Origin of the sequence: Janthinobacterium sp. SUN211 (genome assembly GCF_030587315.1) — a bacterium.
Taxonomy (GTDB): domain Bacteria; phylum Pseudomonadota; class Gammaproteobacteria; order Burkholderiales; family Burkholderiaceae_D; genus Janthinobacterium; species Janthinobacterium kumbetense.
Genome location: NZ_JAPWIC010000003.1, coordinates 302197 through 320362, shown reverse-complemented (window position 1 = coordinate 320362; position 18166 = coordinate 302197). Strand labels below are relative to the sequence as shown.

The 18166-nt window shown below is 64.4% G+C and carries 17 protein-coding genes; 4 read left to right on the top strand and 13 right to left on the bottom strand.

The features are described 5' to 3' along the window. Positions 1-3: 3 nt before the first annotated feature. The 11 genes from O3301_RS12670 to O3301_RS12620 form a co-directional block, all read right to left on the bottom strand. Complete coding sequence (locus O3301_RS12670) at positions 4-1056, bottom strand: sugar phosphate isomerase/epimerase (protein ID WP_305056537.1); 1053 nt, start codon at positions 1054-1056, stop codon at positions 4-6. 45 nt (positions 1057-1101) lie between these two features. Further along, positions 1102-2037, bottom strand: coding sequence for a substrate-binding domain-containing protein (locus O3301_RS12665; RefSeq protein ID WP_226941190.1), 936 nt, complete (start codon positions 2035-2037; stop codon positions 1102-1104). Between the two features lie 88 nt (positions 2038-2125). Continuing rightward, positions 2126-3151, bottom strand: coding sequence for an ABC transporter permease (locus tag O3301_RS12660; protein ID WP_289905891.1), 1026 nt, complete (start codon positions 3149-3151; stop codon positions 2126-2128). Beyond that, positions 3132-4619, bottom strand: a complete 1488-nt coding sequence (locus tag O3301_RS12655; protein ID WP_305056536.1) for a sugar ABC transporter ATP-binding protein — start codon at positions 4617-4619, stop codon at positions 3132-3134. The genes O3301_RS12660 and O3301_RS12655 overlap by 20 nt, the downstream gene beginning before the upstream one ends. Further along, the gene (locus tag O3301_RS12650) at positions 4619-5644 is read right to left on the bottom strand and encodes a LacI family DNA-binding transcriptional regulator (protein WP_305056535.1); all 1026 of its coding nucleotides are present in this window, start codon (positions 5642-5644) and stop codon (positions 4619-4621) included. Before O3301_RS12650 ends, O3301_RS12655 begins: the two co-directional genes overlap by 1 nt. 159 nt (positions 5645-5803) lie before the next feature. Next, a complete protein-coding gene (locus tag O3301_RS12645) occupies positions 5804-6391 on the bottom strand; it encodes a hypothetical protein (protein WP_305056534.1) in 588 nt (195 codons plus the stop codon). A gap of 28 nt (positions 6392-6419) precedes the next feature. After that, positions 6420-7331, bottom strand: a complete 912-nt coding sequence (locus O3301_RS12640) for a glycerophosphodiester phosphodiesterase family protein (protein WP_305056533.1) — start codon at positions 7329-7331, stop codon at positions 6420-6422. Further along, positions 7306-8910 (bottom strand): hypothetical protein, encoded by a 1605-nt coding sequence (locus tag O3301_RS12635; RefSeq protein WP_305056532.1) that lies wholly within the window; start codon positions 8908-8910, stop codon positions 7306-7308. Before O3301_RS12635 ends, O3301_RS12640 begins: the two co-directional genes overlap by 26 nt. Position 8911: 1 nt before the next feature. Further along, on the bottom strand, positions 8912-9787 hold the full coding sequence (locus O3301_RS12630; protein ID WP_305056531.1) for a hypothetical protein: 876 nt from the start codon (positions 9785-9787) through the stop codon (positions 8912-8914). 27 nt (positions 9788-9814) lie between these two features. Further along, positions 9815-10849 carry a hypothetical protein gene (locus O3301_RS12625; protein ID WP_305056530.1) on the bottom strand — a complete coding sequence of 345 codons (1035 nt, stop codon included), beginning with the start codon at positions 10847-10849 and terminating at the stop codon, positions 9815-9817. Continuing rightward, positions 10846-11607 carry a hypothetical protein gene (locus tag O3301_RS12620; RefSeq protein WP_305056529.1) on the bottom strand — a complete coding sequence of 254 codons (762 nt, stop codon included), beginning with the start codon at positions 11605-11607 and terminating at the stop codon, positions 10846-10848. The genes O3301_RS12625 and O3301_RS12620 overlap by 4 nt, the downstream gene beginning before the upstream one ends. Positions 11608-11794: 187 nt before the next feature. Here O3301_RS12620 and O3301_RS12615 point away from each other — a divergent pair, with 187 nt between their 5' ends. The 4 genes from O3301_RS12615 (at position 11795) to O3301_RS12600 (ending at position 16157) form a co-directional block, all read left to right on the top strand. Next, complete coding sequence (locus tag O3301_RS12615) at positions 11795-13171, top strand: caspase family protein (protein ID WP_305056528.1); 1377 nt, start codon at positions 11795-11797, stop codon at positions 13169-13171. A gap of 85 nt (positions 13172-13256) precedes the next feature. Further along, positions 13257-14078, top strand: coding sequence for a hypothetical protein (locus tag O3301_RS12610; RefSeq protein ID WP_305056527.1), 822 nt, complete (start codon positions 13257-13259; stop codon positions 14076-14078). A 35-nt stretch (positions 14079-14113) separates the two neighbouring features. Then, the gene (locus O3301_RS12605) at positions 14114-14845 is read left to right on the top strand and encodes a hypothetical protein (protein ID WP_305056526.1); all 732 of its coding nucleotides are present in this window, start codon (positions 14114-14116) and stop codon (positions 14843-14845) included. Positions 14846-14891: 46 nt separating this feature from the next. Beyond that, a complete protein-coding gene (locus O3301_RS12600) occupies positions 14892-16157 on the top strand; it encodes a DUF6445 family protein (protein WP_305056525.1) in 1266 nt (421 codons plus the stop codon). Here O3301_RS12600 and O3301_RS12595 read toward each other — a convergent pair. Both O3301_RS12595 and O3301_RS12590 read right to left on the bottom strand, forming a co-directional pair. Further along, the gene (locus tag O3301_RS12595; protein WP_305056524.1) at positions 16154-17095 is read right to left on the bottom strand and encodes a LysR family transcriptional regulator; all 942 of its coding nucleotides are present in this window, start codon (positions 17093-17095) and stop codon (positions 16154-16156) included. The two genes, O3301_RS12600 and O3301_RS12595, sit on opposite strands and share 4 nt — an antisense overlap. A gap of 93 nt (positions 17096-17188) precedes the next feature. Then, positions 17189-18163, bottom strand: coding sequence for a glycoside hydrolase family 43 protein (locus O3301_RS12590; protein WP_305056523.1), 975 nt, complete (start codon positions 18161-18163; stop codon positions 17189-17191). Positions 18164-18166 lie beyond the last annotated feature (3 nt).

The following is an 18166-nucleotide window of genomic DNA, read 5'->3' as shown; positions in this document are numbered from 1 at the left end:
TCCCTATTTCAAGCCTAGCAAATGATGAATTTGATCCTGGTCAACCGCGCTGCCCGCGAAATCGTCGAACGCGTGCTGCGCCACGTGGATGATGTGTTCGCGGATGAAACGCGCCCCTTCGGCCGCACCATCCTCCGGGTGTTTCAGGCAGCATTCCCATTCCAGCACGGCCCAGCCGGGGAAATCGTACTGCGCCATCTTGGAAAAGATGGCCTTGAAATCGATCTGCCCGTCGCCCAGCGAGCGGAAGCGCCCGGCCCGGTCTTGCCAGTCGCCATAGCCGCCATACACGCCCTGGCGCCCGTTCGGCCGGAATTCCGCATCCTTGACGTGGAAGGCCTTGATGCGCGCATGATAAATGTCAATGAAGGCCAGGTAGTCGAGCTGCTGCAGCACGAAGTGGCTGGGGTCGTACAAGATCGATGCGCGCGGGTGGTCATCGACGGCGGCCAGGAAGCGCTCGAACGTCACGCCGTCGTGCAAGTCCTCGCCCGGATGCAATTCATAGCACAGGTCCACGCCGGCCGCGTCGAACGCGTCGAGGATGGGCAGCCAGCGTTTCGCCAATTCCGCGAACGCCGTTTCCACCAGGCCGGCGGGGCGCTGCGGCCACGGGTACAGATACGGCCAGGCCAGCGCGCCGGAAAACGTCACGTGCGCCGTCAAGCCCAGGCGCTGCGAGGCGCTGGCCGCCCACAGCAGCTGCTGCGTGGCCCAGGCCGTGCGGGCGGCGGGATCGCCGCGCACCTGTTCCGGCGCAAAGCCGTCGAACAGGGCGTCGTAGGCGGGATGCACGGCGATCAGCTGACCCTGCAAATGCGTCGACAATTCCGTCACCTGCAAGCCGTGGCGCGCCAGCAGGGCGACCACGTCGTCGCAATACTGCTGGCTGGCAGCCGCTTGTTCCAGATCAAACAATCGCGGCGCCGTCGGCAGCTGCAAGCCCTTGTAGCCCAGGCCGGCCGCCCATTGCGCCAGGTGCTCGAGCGAGTCGAACGGCGGCTCGTCGCCGAGAAACTGGGCCAGGAAGATGGCCGGGCCCTGGATGGTTTTCATGGGTATCCTTTGGCCCCCGGGAATCTGGCCCCGGGGGAGGTTCGGTTAAAAAGGCGAGTTCGGAAAGTAGAACTGCTTGGCGTTCTCGCGCGTGATCAGCACCGACGGGATGATCGTATTGGCCGGCAATTTATCACCTTTCAGGCGCGCTTCCGTCGTCAGCTTGATGGCGTCGTACATGAACTTGGGCGAGTACGACACGTCGGCCACGATCAGCGGGTCGGAACCATCCATGATCTTCTTCACGGCGCCCTTCGCGCCCGCGCCGCCGAACACTTGCTTGATGTCCGTGCGCTTCGCTTGCGCGATGGCCTTTTGCACGCCGATGGCCATGTCGTCATCGGCGGCCCAGACGGCGTCGATATGCTTGAAGCGGGTCAGGTAATCCTGCATGACCTTGAAGGCATCGTCGCGGTTCCAGTTGCCATACTTGGCGTCGAGCACCTTGATGTCGGGATGGCCCTTCATCACGGCGGAAAATGCGTCATAGCGCTCGTTGTCGAGCGTCGTCGGCATGCCGCGCAGCGCGACGATATTGCCCTTGCCATTCAAGCTTTTCGCCAGATATTCGGCCGGCAGCTTGCCGAAGGCCGTGTTGTCGCCCGCGATGTACGCATCCTGCGACTGCGTGTTCGTCAAGCCGCGGTCCACCACCGTCACATACACGCCCTTGTTTTTCACTTGCGCCACGGGCTGCGTCAGCGAGGCCGACTCGATGGGGAAGATGACCAGGGTGTTGATCTTGTTCACCGTCAACATGTCCTGCAGCTGGTTCGCCTGTTCGGGCGCCGTGGCGGCCGTCTTGACGATGATCTTCAGCCCCGGATGGGCTTTTTCCAGCTCCGCCTTGGCCTGGTTGGCCCACCACACGATGCCCGAGGTAAAGCTGTGCGTGGCCGTGGGAATGGCCACGCCCACCACCAGCTTTTCTGCCGCCTGCGCACTCGGCAACGCCCACGCCTGCATCACCAGCACTGCCATCCCTGCTACCCGTATAAAGCTCTTCATGCTGCTCTCCTCCAAGGTTGTGGGCGCCCGGTGGCCGCCCTTTCAGAACGCCGCTCTTGTTTTATTTGCGGCCCCGCTGCAGGAAGGCGACGGCGATGATCACCACGCCTTGCACTGCGGCATTCAGGTAGACACTGATGATGCTGGTCAAATTCAGGATGTTGCTGATCACGGATAATAAAATCGCGCCAATGACGGTGCCGACGATGCGCCCCTCGCCCCCCTTCAGGGCCGTGCCGCCCACGACGACGGCGGCGATGGCTTCCAGTTCCCACAGCAAGCCCGTCGTGGGCGTGGCCGAGCCCAGGCGCGGCACGTACAGCACGGTGGCGATGCCCACGCACACGCCCAGCAGCATGTAGGTGGCGATCTTCACCTTGTCGACGTTGATGGCTGCATAGCGCGCCACTTGCTCGTTGGAACCAATCGCCTGCACATGGCGGCCAAACGTCGTGCGGTTGAGGATGATGGCGCCGGCCGCCGCGACGAAGAGGAAAATCCAGATGGGGATAGGCGCGCCCAGCACGCTCGTGTAGTAGACGGGGCTGTACAACTCGGACAGGGTGGCGTCCAGGGTCAGCGCGCCGCCATCGGCCAGGTACGTCAAGACGGCGCGGAAGATGCCCAAGGTGCCCAGAGTAACGATGAACGGTTCGATATTGCCCTTGCTAATTAACAAGCCATGCATCAGGCCAAAGCCGGCGCCCAGGATCAATGCCATGGCGATGCCCAGCACCAGCATGGTGATGGGCGCCAGGTCGCCGCCCGCCCCTTGCGCCAGCGCATTCATGAAATAAATCATGCAGCCGGCGATCAGGGCCGCCATGGAACCGACGGACAGATCGATGCCACCGGAAATGATGACGAAGGTCATGCCGACGGCGATGATGCCGATAAAAGCCGTGCGCGTGAGCACGTTCATCAGGTTGTCCAGGGTGGCGAAGTCGCCATTGAGCAAGGTGCCCGCGATGCACAGGGCTAACAGGCCCAGCACGGGGCCGAAGCCCTTGATGCGCGCGCCCAGTCTGGCGATGCTGGCGCCCGGGGCGCCGGTGGAGACAGTGGTGTCAGTGCGTGCCGGTTGCATGGGCAATCAACTCCTCTTCGGTCAGGTGGTCAGCAGACAGGGTGGCTTGCAAGGTGCCGGCGCGCATCACGGCGACCCGGTGGCACAGGCCGATCAATTCGATCAGTTCGGATGAAATCACGATCACGGCACGCCCTTCGGCGGCCAGGCGGTGGATCAAAAAGTAAATGTCGCGCTTGGCGCCCACGTCCACGCCGCGGCTCGGCTCATCGAGCACGACGACACGGGGGTCCGAATGCAGGTATTTCGCCAGCGCCAGCTTTTGCTGGTTGCCGCCCGACAGCATGCGCGCGCGGCTGTCCAGGTCGCCCGTGCGGATATTGAAGTCCAGCACCGCCTTGGCCAGCGCCGCTTTCTCGCCTGCCACATCCAGCCACGGCCGCGCATAGCGCTCCATCGTCATCAGGGTGAGGTTTTCGCGCAAGCCCAGGTTCACATGTAGACCTTTTCCCTTGCGGTCTTCGCTCAAATACGTCATGCCATGCTGCATGGCCTGTTTGGGCGTGCGGATGTCCACGGGCTGGCCATTGAGATGGATCAACCCCGCGCTGCGCGGACGCAAGCCCAGCAGCGCCTCGAACGATTCCGTGCGCCCCGCGCCCACCAGGCCCGCAAAGCCCAACACTTCGCCGGCCCGCACCTCGAAGGACAAGTCCCTGGACCAACCCGGCACCGTCAGCCCCTCGACTTTCAGCAACACAGGAGCTTCTTTCGCCAGCGCCACTTTCGCGGGGAACATGTCCGACAATTCGCGCCCCACCATCAGGTTCGCCATCTGCTGGCGCGTCAGGCTGGCCGTCGGTTCGCGCGTGACGAAACGCCCGTCGCGCATGACGATGACCTCGTCCGTGTTGCGCTCCACTTCATCGAGCTTGTGGGAAATGTACAAAATCGTCACGCCGTCCGCTTTCAGCTGCGCCATCACGGCGAATAGGCGCTGGGTTTCCGACGACGTCAGGGTGGCCGTCGGTTCATCCATGATCAGGAAGCGGGCGCGGCGCGACAGGGCCTTGGCGATTTCCACAAGTTGCTTTTCAGCCACAATCAAATCGCGGATTTTCGTCTCGGGCGACACGTCCAGGCCCACCTGTTTCAAATAGCGCGACGCTTCTTCGCGCATGGCGCGCTCGTCGAGCAGCCAGCCGCGCGTCTGCTCGTGGCCGAGGAACATGTTTTGCGCCACCGTCAGGTGCTCGGCCAGGTTGAATTCCTGGTGGATCAGCACGATGCCGGCCGATTCCGCCGCGCGCGAACTGGCAAAGCGCCGGGGCTGGCCATCGATCAGCAGCTGCCCTTCGCTCACCGCCTCGTAGCCGGCGAGGATTTTCATCAGGGTCGACTTGCCGGCGCCATTTTCGCCCAGCAAGCCATACACGCGCCCCGGCGCCAGGTTGAAACTGACGCCATGCAAGACGCGCACGGGGCCGAAATCCTTGCACACCCCCTCGAAACCGACGGCAACGCTCACTATGCACTCCCTCGCAAGACCAAGTTATGGTTAAGCAACACGCCCGGCACCTGTGCCGCCGGGTCCGCCAAGCGCTGCAGCAACAGTCTCGCCGCCGTCTCGCCCAGCTGGCGCATCGGTTGCGCGATGGTGGTGAGGCCCGGATCGATCTGCGCGGCGATGGCGATATCGTCGAAGCCGATCACGGCCACGTCTTCCGGCACGCGCTTCTTCAACTGGCGCAGCGCGCTCAGCACGCCGATGGCCAGGGTGTCGGAGACGGCAAAGATGGCCGTGGGCGCATCCGGCCCCGCCATCATCCGCAAGGTGGCGGCCGTGCCCGCTTCATAGTCGAGGCTTTGCACCGTGTGCACCCACTGCGGCTGCACGGGCAGGCCGGCCCCCGCCAGGGTGTCCAGATAGCCTTGCTGGCGTTGCCGCGCGTACAGATAGCGTTCATCCGAGTTGATCAGGCCGATGCGCGTATGGCCGCGCGCCAGCAGATGCGCGACGGCGTCGGAGGCGGCCCGGTGGTTGTCGATGCCGACATAGGGCACGGCCACGGCAGGGTCGAATTCGCAGCAGGCCACCCACGGCAGGCTGACGGATTCATGCGACAAGGCATGCTGTACCGTGTCCGGATCGAGGCAGATGGCGCCGTCGGCGCGGTGCATGCGCAGCAAGTCGAAATACGAGCGCTCGCGGCCCGCGTCGGCGCCCGTGTCGCACAGCAACACGAAATAGCCGTGTTCGCGCGCCACCGTATCGATGCCGCGCACGATCTGCGCATAAAACGGGTTGCCCACGTCGGGCACCATGGTCAGCAGCATGCGGCTCTCGGCCGTGCGCAGGCTGCGCGCCAGATGGTTCATGCGGTAGCCCAGGGCCGCCACGGAAGCGAGCACCTTGTCGCGCGTGGGCGCCCGCACCCCCGCCTGCTCGTTCATCACGCGCGACACGGTGGCCACCGACACGCCCGCATGCGCGGCGACGGCGCTGATGGAGACGGTTTCTGTCGGCAAAGGTGATGGAACGGCTGGCGGCATGAAGGTGCTCAATAAAATGTAATCGATTACATTTATAGGCCAGTCGCGCGCGCGATGCAAACATTATCGATGCTGCGATGCGCAAAAAAGAGGCAGGAATGCGGCAGGAATGCGGCAGGGAAAAGGCAAAAACGGCCCTGCGCGGGCCGTCGGATACAGCTATTTCTGGGCTTGCAAGGCGCTTTGCTGCACGGCAAAACCGGCGCGCACGGCGGACAGGGCCGCCACCCACAGGATCAGGCCGGCACCGAGACAGCCGATGGGGTGCATGGGCCCATGGCGCACGGTCAGCGGATAGCCGATGGCCCACACGCACAGGGCCATGCCGATGGCCACGTGGCGGCGCGCCTTGAACAGCCAGGCCAGCGGGAAGAAATGCAGGCCCACGATCAAAATGACGGCGGGAATGAACCACGCCTGCAAGCCCATGTTTTTCAGGACGTTGCCGACGATGAAGATGGCAATCCATTGCCCGGCGTTCACGATATTGAACAGCCGCCCCACGCGTTTCGCTTCCGGCGATTGCTCCGCCGCCGCATGTGCGGCGCGGTGGCGCCGGAACTGGCGCCACGCCAGCATGAACAGCAAGACGGTGACGCCGGCAACCGGCAGCAGCCTGAACGGATGCGCGCCATACGTCTGCACGCACCAGGCGGCCACCCACAGGCCGCCAAACAGGGAAAAGAACATGGCGCCGATGGCGCTACGGGCCAGCGCGGCGGCGGGGTCGGGTTGCGGCAGGGTCATGGCATGGTCTCTCGGCAAGTAAAAATGCTTACTTCATCATCGCACAAAACGTCTCGGGATTGCCGTCAAGAATGACGCCGCTGGGCCAGCGGTGGCTGCGCTGCTGGGCGCGCAGCAGGGACGCGGCCAGGGCCGAGTCGCCATCGACGGCGTACACGAAGACGGGCATGTTCAGGCTGGCGGCATCAGCCAGCAGATTCGGATTGGCGTCCAGGCTGCGCGCATCCACATGCACGCCGGTGGGCATGCCGATCTGTTGCTGCACGCGCTGCAGCCACGGCTTGTCCAGCTTGGGCGGGCGGGCATTTTTCGCGATATAGCGGCTGACCCGGTTGGCGCCGGCCGCCTGCGCATTGCGCGCGTCAAACACGAGCAGGCCCAGGTAACCCTGCGGATCGGCGCGGCGCGCGCACGCCAGGTTGTTCGGCACGCCCGACGTCAAAAACCAGTTGCCGTGCTTGATGTTCGCGCGCAACTGTCCCACCAGGGTGGCGATCGGCGCGCACGACGACACCACATCCTTGATTTCCGCATTCAGGGTCTTGGCCGGGAAAGCCGTCGCCAGGTCGGCGACATCGGTGACGAACGGCGGCGTTTCCGGCGTGGCCACGCCGCGGTTCTTCATGCTGGCGGCGCGCCAGTCGTCGGCCGTCAATTGTTTCACGGTGCGGGGCGAGCCCGTGTCGACGACCCTTCCCGTCAGCAAGTCGTGGTGCACCACCCAGCTGCCGTCGCCCAGCAGCTGCAAATCCGTCTCGACGCCGTCCCAGGTGCCGAAATACGTGTTGCGCAGCGCGCTCAGCGAGTTTTCCGGCGCATTGCCGGCGCCGCGGTGCGCATGCATCTTCATGCCCAAGCAATCGGCTTGCGCGACCGTGCTGGCCATGGAGAGCAGCAAGGCCAGCGCGGCCGCCTTATTTTTGTTGCGGGTGATAGCCATAGTGAATTCCCTGCAAAACATGGATGCGGATCGCTTCGTTGACGGGGTAGCTGTAGCCCTGCCCCACCGCCACGACGTGCGTGATATTGGCCAGGATGGCCTTGCCGGCGAGATTCCAGCGCGTGCTGTCTGGCTCGCCCTGGCGCGTCCAGTCCAGCATTTGCCGGAACAGCTCGCTACGCGTGACGTTGTTGTCCAGCACCGACAGCATGCCCCAGGTACCCGCAAAGGCCGTCGCCAGCACGCCCGTGGCGATCCAGGCGGAGCGCCGGCTCAGCTGTCCATCGGCGCCCGCCTGCTCGCCACGGCGCATGGCCAGCAGCAATAATACGACGGTCGCGATCAGATACAGCAATTTGGAAAAGTGGCCGATGGCGCCCAGCAGCGAGAAGAACAGGGCCACGGGCGGCACGATGGCGGCGCGCGCCGCTTCCTTGCCTTCGTGGAAGAACCTGCCGCCCGCTTCAAAATCCGTGCGGCTGGCACGGTATTCCACCAGTTTTTCCGCCGTCTGGCGATCCAGGAACTGGTCGAACAGGCGGCCGAACTCGGCCGGACTCGCATACGCGGCCTGCACCGTGGCGCTGGCCGGCAATTTCAACGCTTCGCGCAATTCCGCCTGCACGCCGGGGCGCGCGACAAAAGCGGCAAACGGCAAGCCCGGCGGGATGCGCTCGCCGCGCACGGAGACGCCCTTGCTGGCCGCCTCGGCCGCGTAACGGCGCTTGACGGCGGCGCGGAAGCCCAGCTCATCGTCGGTACGCCAGTTGGCGGGCACGGGCACTTTCTTGCGTACATTGTTGACGACGGCAGCCTGGCGCCGCATCGGCACCGAATGCGGCTGCCAGCCACGCCGCGACAGGCTGCTCACGTATTCCTGCCACGACGATTGCTGCTTGGCGCGCAAGCCGGCATCGCTGTCGGGGATGATGCCCGCATACAATTCCCACTTGCCGGCCAGCTCGCGCATGGCCTCTTGATATTTGTCATAGTAGCCGGACGGGCCGCCTGCCACCTGGCGCACGTTGGCGCGCACCAGCTGCTCCTTGGCCGGTCCCATGCGCTCGTCAAGATGCCGCACCGAGACGGCCAGGAAGGGGAACAGGGCCAGGAAGGATTTCCCCTCCGGCTTGGCGAACAGGGTGGGATCGTCAACCAGGCCCTGCAGCTGCAAGCTGCCGCCTACCAGCGAACGCTGCAGCAGGGTGGTGTTGAAGGCCATGCGGCGAAATTCCGCGTCGCGCGTATTGACCAGCACATTCACCGTGGTTTTCAGCACGCCGAAGACGACGCCGGCCGTCACCACGCAGCAGACGAGGATCTTGGTCCAGCCCGGCCCGCTGCCATTGTTCTTCAGCCGGCGGCGCCACATCAGCTGCAGCACCACCAGCGCGGCGGCGATGCCCGACAGGCTGCGGCCATAGAATTCCACCCCTTCCACGTCTTCCGGCTTGACGTTGCCCCCCACCACGTCGAGCAGGCGGGCATTGAAGCCCAGCTCGAAGCACAGATACATAATGGTGAGGACGATCAGGATCAAGGTCTGCCGGATTTGCAGACTGCGCAAGCTGGCGGCCATCCTATTTCCTCAAATCGATGACGACGGGCTTGATTTCTTCCGTCTGGAAACTCATGGCGGCCGGCACGCGCGAAGCGCTGTCGCCGGCACGCGCGGCCGGAGCTGCCGCTGCCGGGGCGCCAGGCACGGTGCGGGCTGGCGCGGGCGCTTCCTGCGCCACCTGGCGGCGGTTCCGGCCGGTGGCGCGCGTGGCAGGCTTGGTGGCGGCTGCCGGTGCGGCGGCCGGAGCGGCGGGAATCACGCGCCCGCTGTCGCTGCCCGGCACGGTAGCGATGACGGGGCCGGCGGCGCGCAAGGCGTCGTCGGCAAACGGCTGCGCGCGCGTATCGACGCCGGGCGGCACGGGCACGCTGGCGTTGAGCAGCCGGCTGTCCGTGTAAATCATGCGCGCCAGGCGGTTGTAATTGGGGAAGTCGATATTGAGCGATTTGCCATCGGCCGCCAGTTCCACGCGGGGGCGGTCGTTGCAATTGCCGACCGTCCACTGCAGCACGTCCGTACCCTGGAACGCCAGCACTTCATAGCGGTAGGCGCAGCCGCGCTCCTGGGTTTCGACGATCACCACGGTGCGCTCGCCCACGTTTTCCACGCGCGCCACGCGGGCCGTGATGGCCTTGTCCAGCGGCACGACGCGGAACGCCTGCGACAGCTTGATCGAATACTTGCCCTTCGGATCCTTGCGCAACGTGCCTTCCGTGCCATCGCGCAAGCGGAAGGTGGAAATCGGCGTGCCGAACAGCTCGGCCGTATCGAGGCCCATCAACACGCCGCCACGGCCATTCGGCGTCATGGCGCAGCCCGTCAACAGGACGCCGGCGGCCAGGCCCATGGCCAGTTTGCGCCAGTGCGCAGATGCAAAATTCTTATACGTTGCCATACTTGATAACTTTCTCTTATTTCGGGGTCAGGGATTGATCACGGCCAGCGGATTGCCCGGGCCTGGCGGCGGCAAGACTTTCTGGCGGTTGCGCGACAACACAGTGAAGGCGCCCAGGGTGTCCGGTCCGGCGACGATTTCCAGCTGCTCGCGCTGCAGCCAGGTGCGGATTTCCGCCTCCGTGGCCTCGGCGCGGAACAGCACGCGCGTGCGCACGCCCGACTCGACGCCGCTGCCCTGTGGAGCACCGTTGCGGAATTCCGCATTGCCGACGACGGCGCCCTCTTTCGGCAGGAACAGCCACGCCGACTGCACCACCATCACGCTGGCGGCCACGGCCGTGACAAGTTTGAGCCAGCGGCTGGAATTTGCCGCCTGCATTGGCACCTTCACCGGTGGCGAAGTAGCATCGGCCGAAGCGATCTGCAACTGCTGCAGCCCTTGGCGCAGCAATTGCCGGTAGGCCACGCGGCCATCCTTGCCCAGCTCGCTCGACAAAGGCGTGCCCGTCAAGGCGTAATCGTCGCCCGGCAAGGCCACGCGGGCGATCACGCCCGGTGCGGCGGCAGCCCCATTGGCGCGGCCATGCAGCTCCAGCCAGCGCGCCGCCTGCAGGCGCTCCTGGCTGAACACGCCCAGGCAGGCGCCCAGGTCCGTCACGGCCAGGATCACCGGCATGTCGCACAACACCAGGCCCGCGCGCGGGTCGGCGGGCGCGTCGCGCTCCTCGACCACGAGGCCGCAGGCGTCCGCATACGACGTGTCCGGCGTGACGAGCCAGCCGCGCCAGCGCTGCTGCGCGCCGTCCCAGGCATCGAGCAGCACGGCGCCGAAGCCGGGGCGGCGCGCCAGCAGGTGGATCTGTCCGCCCGCGATGGGCCGCCCGGCCAGCGGCGCCGCGTCGCTGCGGCGCGCGAAGCGCTGCATCACGTGTTCCGGCACGGCGATGCCGCGCCAATCGGGGGTGGCGCCCGCCACCTCGTCGTCCAGCACGTCGATGGAAGACGGGGGCGACGGCAAGCGCGCGGCAACGATGGCCAGGGTGGGCGTCAATGCATTCATGCCGGTGGCCTTTCATCCGGGTTCGAGGGAGGGGACGCGGGGTCCAGGTGCAGGGATAACGCGGCCACGCACAAGATATCCAAAACTATTTGCGCCGCCTGCATGTCGCGCGCGGCCAGGGTATCGCCCACGCGCAGCTTGAGCAGGCTCAAGACCCAGCTGCCCAGCAAGGTGGCGCGGTGGGCCGGCTCGACCACCTGGCGCCCCGCGCTGGCAAGCTCGCCCTTCTGCCTGTGGACCAGGCCCAGCTTGCCGCCGTGGTAGTGCGCGGAGGCAATCTGCTCGGCCAATTCCTTGACGGGCATGCCGCCGCAGCCGCAATGGCGCAGCAGCAAGATCAAGTCGCGGGGCAAGGTCGTAATGAAACTGTCGGCCGCCTCGCGCACTTGCTGTGGCGTAAGCTGGTAGTCGCGCAGCGGCTCCGCATAGGCGTCGGGCGCGCGCAGCTCGCAGCCCTCTTGCGCATCCGCATCGTCGTCACGCTGCTTGCGCAGCTGGTCGATGATGAAGCGCTTGAAGTACAAAAACAGGGCGCCGACGTGGTGGGGCGCCGCGTCGCTGTCGCTGTGCAAGACTTTTTCGATGAAGAACTGGTGGCGCAGATCGGCCAGGGAATCGCCCAGCGACGCCGCCTCGCGCGGGCGGCACGGGGTCAGCGCGGCGATGACGCGCTGGTAAAACTCGCCCAGTTCGCCTTGTGTCAGCTGCGGGCGGCGGGTCCAGAAAGCATGAATCCGTTCAAATTGTTCCGATTGCACAGCCGGTCCGATCGTGTGTTGGGCGCCACGCGCCACTGGCCGGCGGCGACGCGCACCGGCAAACAAGCAATACGCTGGCCAGACAAGAGAAACTTGTCAGTAAGGTAAAATGCATTTAAGCAATTTTCTCATATCACCGTCAAAATCGCTAACTTTTGTTACTTTCACGACAATTCCCGAGACGCCGATGTATCGCCTGATTCCCCTGTTTTTCAGCCTCATCTTTTTACTCTGCGGTAACGGCGTGCAAGCGGCCACGGGGAATGTCGGCAGCGGTCCCGGCAAGCGCATCGCGCTGGTGATCGGCAACGCGGCCTATCCGCAGCCCCTGTTAAATCCCGTGAATGACGCGCGCGCCATGGCCGAACGCCTGCGCCGCCTGGGCTTTGAAGTGCTGCTGCGCACGGACATCAATGCGGCGCAGCTGCAAAAGGCATCGGCCGAGTTTTCCACGCAGGCGCGCGGCGCCGATATCGCTCTCGTGTTTTACGCGGGCCACGGCGCGCAGGCGGGCGAAGCCAATTATGTGCTGCCGCTGGGCGCCAACATGAATGCGCTCAGCGCTACCACGATTGCCGCGCAGGGCGTGTCCGTTTCCAGCCTGGCGGGCGACTTGCAGCGCACGGGCGCGCGCGGCGCCGTGCTGATCCTTGACGCTTGCCGCCAGGAATATACGCGCGGCGGCGCGGTGGTGGTTCCCGGCGGCAATGCGGCCAGCCACGGCTTTGCCGATACGGCCGCGCCACGGGGCGTGGTGATCGCCTATTCGGCCGGTCCCGGCGCCCTGGCCCGCGATTTCTGGTCGCCCGATTCGCGCAACAGCCCCTACACGAGCGCCCTGCTCGACGCGCTGGACGCTCCCGGCTTGCCCATGGGCGACGTGTTTTCGCAGGTGGCGGCACGCGTCGCGGCCATGACGCACGACGTGCAAAAGCCCCGCGTGTCGTTCGGCGAAACGTCGGCGCGCCTGGTGCTGAACATGGGCAGCGGCAAGGGTGTCAGCCAGGCAACACCGGGCGTGCTGGCCTCGGGCAACAGCGGCATGCGCGCGCCAGCGCCAGCCATGGAAAAGCCGGCCGCACCGGGCGTCAAGGTGTGGCCAGGCAACGTATTGCAAGACATCAACTATGAAATCCGCATGCAGATCGCGGCCCGTCCGTTTCCCCGCCAGCAGCTGGAAAAGCGCGCACGGGGCGGCGACCTGGTGGCGCTGACGGCCCTTGGCTATGGCATCGGCGGCGGCGACGCGGGTGTCAAACAGCCGAAGGCGGGCATGCAGTGGCTGGAAAAGGCGGCCGCGAAAGACTTTCCGATTGCCCAGACCTATCTGGCCGAATTGCTGATGGTCAAGGGCGACCCCGCCTCGCTGAAACGGGCGGGCGCGCTGCTGGACGCCGCCTCGCAGGCGGGCTACACGGCCGCCCATGCGTATAAATTCGACCTGGCGCGGCGCACGGGCGCGCCGCCGCAGGATGCGGCCCGGCATTTGCAGGACGCGTTCATGGGCTTGATGAAGGATTACCAGGGCGCCGCCAAAGACCTGATGCAGCCGCCCAAAAAATAATTTCAAATAATTTTGGATTTCCCTGAACTGCCCCCGTTATCCGTGGGTACATGCAATACAGCATGACAGTGACCAGGGAAATCCCATGCAAGCATCCAGCCCAGCAGCAATCACCACCGGCCAACGGGGCCGCATCCTCGCCTACCAAGCCAGCGGACAAGGTTCCGTCAGCGTGGCCGGCATTCAACATGCCTTCGACGTCGCCACCCACTGGCGCTCCGACGTGGCGCCCGCCATCAACGCCGTCGTCGACGTGCGCTTCAACGAGTCAGGCGGCCTCGACACGGTCAGCGCCGTGGCGACGCAGCAACTGGCGCAGGAAGAGATGGCCGGCGCGGCGAAACTGGCGCGCGACAAGGGCCAGCAGTTGTGGGGCCAGGCCGTCTCGGCGCTGGGCATCAAGGTGCTGGCCAGCCTGGGCGTGCTGATCGCCGGCGCCTTTGTCTTCAACACCATCGGCATCCGTTTGTTCGCCTCCGTGTCGCGCACTTACTGGCAGTTGCTGGGCCTGTCCGCCGACAGCCTGGAAAGCTTTGCCCGCGATGGCGGCGGCGGTTTTACCTCGGCGCAATTTTTCTTCCTGCTGGCCATTGCCGCCTGCTGCGCCACCATGGCCAGCAATCACCCGAAAGCGGCGCTGGGCAAGTGCGCGCCGCTGCTGTTCATCGTCATCCACAGCAGTTTGCTGTTCATCAAGATCAAGGGCGCCGTCAGTGACGCGGGCAACGCCATGAGCGGCATCATGGGCAGCCGCGCGGCCCGCATGGCCGAGCAGATGGCCAGCGAAATGCTGGGCCAGGTGTGGCAAGGGCTCTCGTTCGGCATCGGCTTTTATCTCGTGCTGGCCGCCAGCATTGTCCTGGCCGCGTACGGCTATGGCGAATACAAGCGCAAAACCGTCGGCTAAGTCACCTCTTACACACCCATACTGAAGGAAATACCATGAACCGCACTTTCCCCGCCCTGCTCGCCATCGCCGTGATCCTGTCCGCCTGCGGCAAGACAGATAACGCCACACCAGCCACTTCCGCCCCTGTCGCCGCGAATGTCGCGGACCTGGCCGCCAAGGCGCAAGTGAAGGCGGCGGCCGCCAGCCTGCCGCAAGCGGACGCTGCCACCCCAGCGTCCAGCTATGTCGACATCACCAGCGGCAACCAGTTGATGTACAGCTACATCGCCCTGTCCGGCGTGCCGCCCGACTACGCGGCCGTGGCGCAGCGCATCTCGCGCGAATATGCGGGCAGCAACGATGCCTTCCGCAAGCAGGAAGTGCTCGACGCCCTGAAACCGCAGATCGACGCCAAGGTCAGCGAAGCGAAAACCCGGCGCTACCTGCGCTACCAGATCAATGGCCAGGGCGCGCTGTCGCCGTACGCCATGGACAAGGCCGCCTTCCCGGCCAAGTTCGCCGACGCGGGCACGTATTACTACATGTACGACAACGGCGATTACAAGCTGGCGTTCACGAATGGCGATGGCTATTCGCTGCTGAAGGTGGACCAGGACGCGGCGCGCAAGATCGAGGCGGCGCGCAGCGGCTACAAGGACTTCGCCATCGTCGTGTACGCCTACGCCCAGGAAGCGGACATGGCCAGCAACCAGGTCAAGGCGCAGATCGTCAAGGTGGCGATCAAGCTGAACGGGGAAGAAATTCCCGTCAACCAGGCGCAGTAGAACGGGCTCGGTTACACTGTTCGCCACATTGCATCGGGATAGCGACATGGGCGAACAGACACTGGCGGAACAACATCTGGCAAACGGGCAACGGCTGCAACAGGCGGGCAAGCTGATCGAAGCGATCAACGCCTACCAGGCCGCCTACAAGCAAGACCCGGCCCTGGCCGAAGCGCAGCATTTCCAGGGCCTGGCCATGCTGGAACTGGGCCAGGGCGCCATCGGCCTGGGCCTGTTAAAACTGTCGCTCAAGCAACAGCCCGACAACGCCCTGTTCCACTACAACCTGGGCAACGTGCTGCGCGGCACGGATAGCGAGGCGGCGCTGGCCAGCTACGCCACGGCGGCGCGGCTGGCGCCGCACGAGCACGATTTCGCCATCAGCCATGCGGAATTGCTGATGGGAAAACAGCGTCTGCTGGAGACCATCGCCGAACTGGAGCGGGCCCACGCCCTGCGTCCGCAGCGTTGGCAAACCCTGCAGGGCCTGGCCGAGCTGTATTACCGCACGGGACAGCAGGAACTGGCGCTGGCCCGCTACGCGCAAGGCCTGGCGCTGCATCCGGCGCTGGCGCAAACGTGCTGCATCGGCTTTGCCAGCCCGCAAGCGGAACAGGCAGCAACATTGACGCCGCTCAATGTCGCGGACACCCTGCACGATTTTATCCGCGAAACGGACTTGCACATCCTCGACGATTTCCTGCCCGACCCGGCCGCCTGGCGCGCGCAGGCGCTGGCGTTGCCGTTCGAGCAGCAGCGCTATGCGGGACAAAACTATCCGGGCAGCCAGACGGCGGGCCAGCCCAGCCAGGCCATCATGGAGCGCATCGCCACGGCCCTGGGCCGCCCCATCCGTTTCATTTCGCCCGACAATGGCTCGTACCGCCTCAGCTATGCGGACGCCATGGCGCGCACGGATATCCACGTGGACAATGAGACGGGCAACAATTTCAATTTCTATGCGGGCGTGCTGTATCTGAACCCGCCCGAGCAATGCCAGGGCGGCACCACGTTCTGGCGCCACCAGCCCAGCGGCTGGTACCGGAGACTGCCCGAGGCGGACGTCAAGGCGGGCGGCTACGCCAGCTTCAAGGATTTCCAGAAACGCTGGCTGCCGAACAGTAAAGTACAGAAATTCAACGACTTACAGGAACAACGCGACAGTTGGCAAGCCCTGCTGGAAGTGCCCATGCGCCACAACCGCCTGATCGTCTACAAGGGCCATTACTTTCACTCGATCAGCAATGTGTTTGGCGACACGCCGGAGAATGGGCGGCTGGTGCAGCTGTTTTTCTTTGAAGTGCCCGACTAGTACATATCCTGTGCCGTGGCGCGCACAGCTTTCAATAACATGTCCGCGCCCGGCGACAACAGATGATCCTGCTGGCGGATGATGCCGAACGCATCCATCTTGCACGGCAGCTCGATGGGTAAAATGCTCAGCACGTTCAACGATTCGTAGTAGTGCGCCACTTCCGTCGGCATCACGTGCAGCGAGTCCGTTTGCTGCAGCAAGGACGTGATCAACAGCAAGGCCGTCGTATCGACCACGTCGACGGGCGGCTCCAGGCCCGCGCGGCGGAACATCATGTCGAAGCGGTGGCGCAGGATGCTGCCTTGCGGCGGCAAGATCCACGGCTGGCCCGCCAAGTCCTTCAACTGCAGATTCTTGCGCGACAGCAAAGGGTGGCCATTGCGCGCCACGGCGCTGGCCGGCTCTTCCGTCAATTCCTCGTAGATGAGACCGGCGCTGCTTTCCTTTTCCAGGATGCGCCCGATCATGAAGTCCAGGGTGCCATGCTGCAGCATGTCCATCAGGGTATTGCTGTGCTCCAGGTGCACGCCGATGCGCATCAAGGGCGCCTGCTGCTTGATGCGGGCAATCGCCCGCGGCAGCAAGGCCATGGCCGGCGTCATGATGACGCCCACTTCCACCTGGCCCGTCAGGCCCGACTTCAGGGCGACGATGTCGTCATGCGCCAGCGACAGGCTCGTCAAGGCCATGCGCGCGTGGCGTATCATCGTTTCGCCGTAGATGGTCGGCTCCATGCCGCGCGGCAGCCTGTCGAACAGGCGCACGTCCAGCATCTCTTCCAGGTCCTTGATTTGCTTGGACGCGGCCGGCTGCGTCATGTGCAATTCTTCCGCCGCGCGGTGGATGTTGCGCTGCTCGTCAAGGGCGATCAACAGCAGCAATTGCCGCGTCTTCAGGCGGGCTCGCAAGAACCAGTTGGGGTTGAGGGTATCCATGAATAAATCATATCATGATCGATATCGCTTCTAACTCAATATCGATGTTATAGATATCGGTGTGTCTCCTTTTTGTGCGTAGTCAACGAGCGTTCAGGATGCCTTGCAGGCGGCGCTGGGGTTGGCCGCCGGACCGGCCGTTTGCGGGATGAAGTCGATGGTGCCGTCCGGCTTGTATTTCAGTTCTTCCACGGCCACGGAGCGCCGGTATTCTCCGCCGCCGGGCAATTTGTCGTTGTGATAGAAGATGTACGACTTGCCGTTGAATTCGATGATGGCCTGGTGAATGGTTTTTACGATGGCATTCTTGTCCATGATGGTGCCGCGGAAATGCCATGGCCCTGTCGGCGTCGGCCCCGTCGAATACGCCGTTTCCTCGGGGAAGTTGCGCGAGTACGATAAATAATACGTGCCCGCATGCTTGTGCATATACGCCGCTTCCGTGAACGCATCCATGCCGAAGGTCAATATCGGGCCGTCGAGCTCCGTCATATTCGCCTTCAGCTTGGCGTACTTCAAGACCGTGTTGCCCCAGTAGATGTAGGCTTGGCCATCCGTGTCGATGAAGACGGCCGGATCGATGTCGTCCCACGGGATCGCCGTCTGCTTCGTCATGTCGTTCGTGATCAGGGCGCTGCCGCGCGCATCGACGAACGGTCCGGTAGGGCTGTCGGACACGGCCACGCCGATGGCCTTGCCTGGGATGCTCTTGTGGTCGACGGTCGAATAGAAATAGTACTTGCCGTCGCGCTTGACGATGTCGCCGGCCCACGCATCCTTGCCGGCCCAGGCAAAAGTGGAAAAGCGCACCGGCGAGCCGTGATCCGTCCAGTTCGCCATGTCGCACGAGGAATACACGCGCCATTCATGCATCCGGTAATCCGTGTCCGTGGCGCTCGCTTCATCGTGGCCGACGTACAGGTACACCCTGCCATTGTCGACCAGCGCGGCCGGATCGCCCGTATAGATATCTTTCACGATGGGATTGGCTGCCTGCGCGCCGAATGGGGCGCAGGCGAGCGCCGCCGCCATGCCGATGGCTGCGGCAAGTTTTTTCTGTTTCAACATTGA

Coding starts and splice junctions, on each gene's coding strand:
- O3301_RS12625 (WP_305056530.1), bottom strand. CDS start 10,849: ATGAATGCATTGACGCCCACCCTGGCCATCGTTGCCGCGCGCTTGCCG.
- O3301_RS12600 (WP_305056525.1), top strand. CDS start 14,892: ATGGGCGAACAGACACTGGCGGAACAACATCTGGCAAACGGGCAACGG.
- O3301_RS12610 (WP_305056527.1), top strand. CDS start 13,257: ATGCAAGCATCCAGCCCAGCAGCAATCACCACCGGCCAACGGGGCCGC.
- O3301_RS12670 (WP_305056537.1), bottom strand. CDS start 1,056: ATGAAAACCATCCAGGGCCCGGCCATCTTCCTGGCCCAGTTTCTCGGC.
- O3301_RS12630 (WP_305056531.1), bottom strand. CDS start 9,787: ATGGCAACGTATAAGAATTTTGCATCTGCGCACTGGCGCAAACTGGCC.
- O3301_RS12635 (WP_305056532.1), bottom strand. CDS start 8,910: ATGGCCGCCAGCTTGCGCAGTCTGCAAATCCGGCAGACCTTGATCCTG.
- O3301_RS12590 (WP_305056523.1), bottom strand. CDS start 18,163: ATGTTGAAACAGAAAAAACTTGCCGCAGCCATCGGCATGGCGGCGGCG.
- O3301_RS12615 (WP_305056528.1), top strand. CDS start 11,795: ATGTATCGCCTGATTCCCCTGTTTTTCAGCCTCATCTTTTTACTCTGC.
- O3301_RS12660 (WP_289905891.1), bottom strand. CDS start 3,151: ATGCAACCGGCACGCACTGACACCACTGTCTCCACCGGCGCCCCGGGC.
- O3301_RS12595 (WP_305056524.1), bottom strand. CDS start 17,095: ATGGATACCCTCAACCCCAACTGGTTCTTGCGAGCCCGCCTGAAGACG.
- O3301_RS12640 (WP_305056533.1), bottom strand. CDS start 7,331: ATGGCTATCACCCGCAACAAAAATAAGGCGGCCGCGCTGGCCTTGCTG.
- O3301_RS12645 (WP_305056534.1), bottom strand. CDS start 6,391: ATGACCCTGCCGCAACCCGACCCCGCCGCCGCGCTGGCCCGTAGCGCC.
- O3301_RS12650 (WP_305056535.1), bottom strand. CDS start 5,644: ATGCCGCCAGCCGTTCCATCACCTTTGCCGACAGAAACCGTCTCCATC.
- O3301_RS12605 (WP_305056526.1), top strand. CDS start 14,114: ATGAACCGCACTTTCCCCGCCCTGCTCGCCATCGCCGTGATCCTGTCC.
- O3301_RS12665 (WP_226941190.1), bottom strand. CDS start 2,037: ATGGCAGTGCTGGTGATGCAGGCGTGGGCGTTGCCGAGTGCGCAGGCG.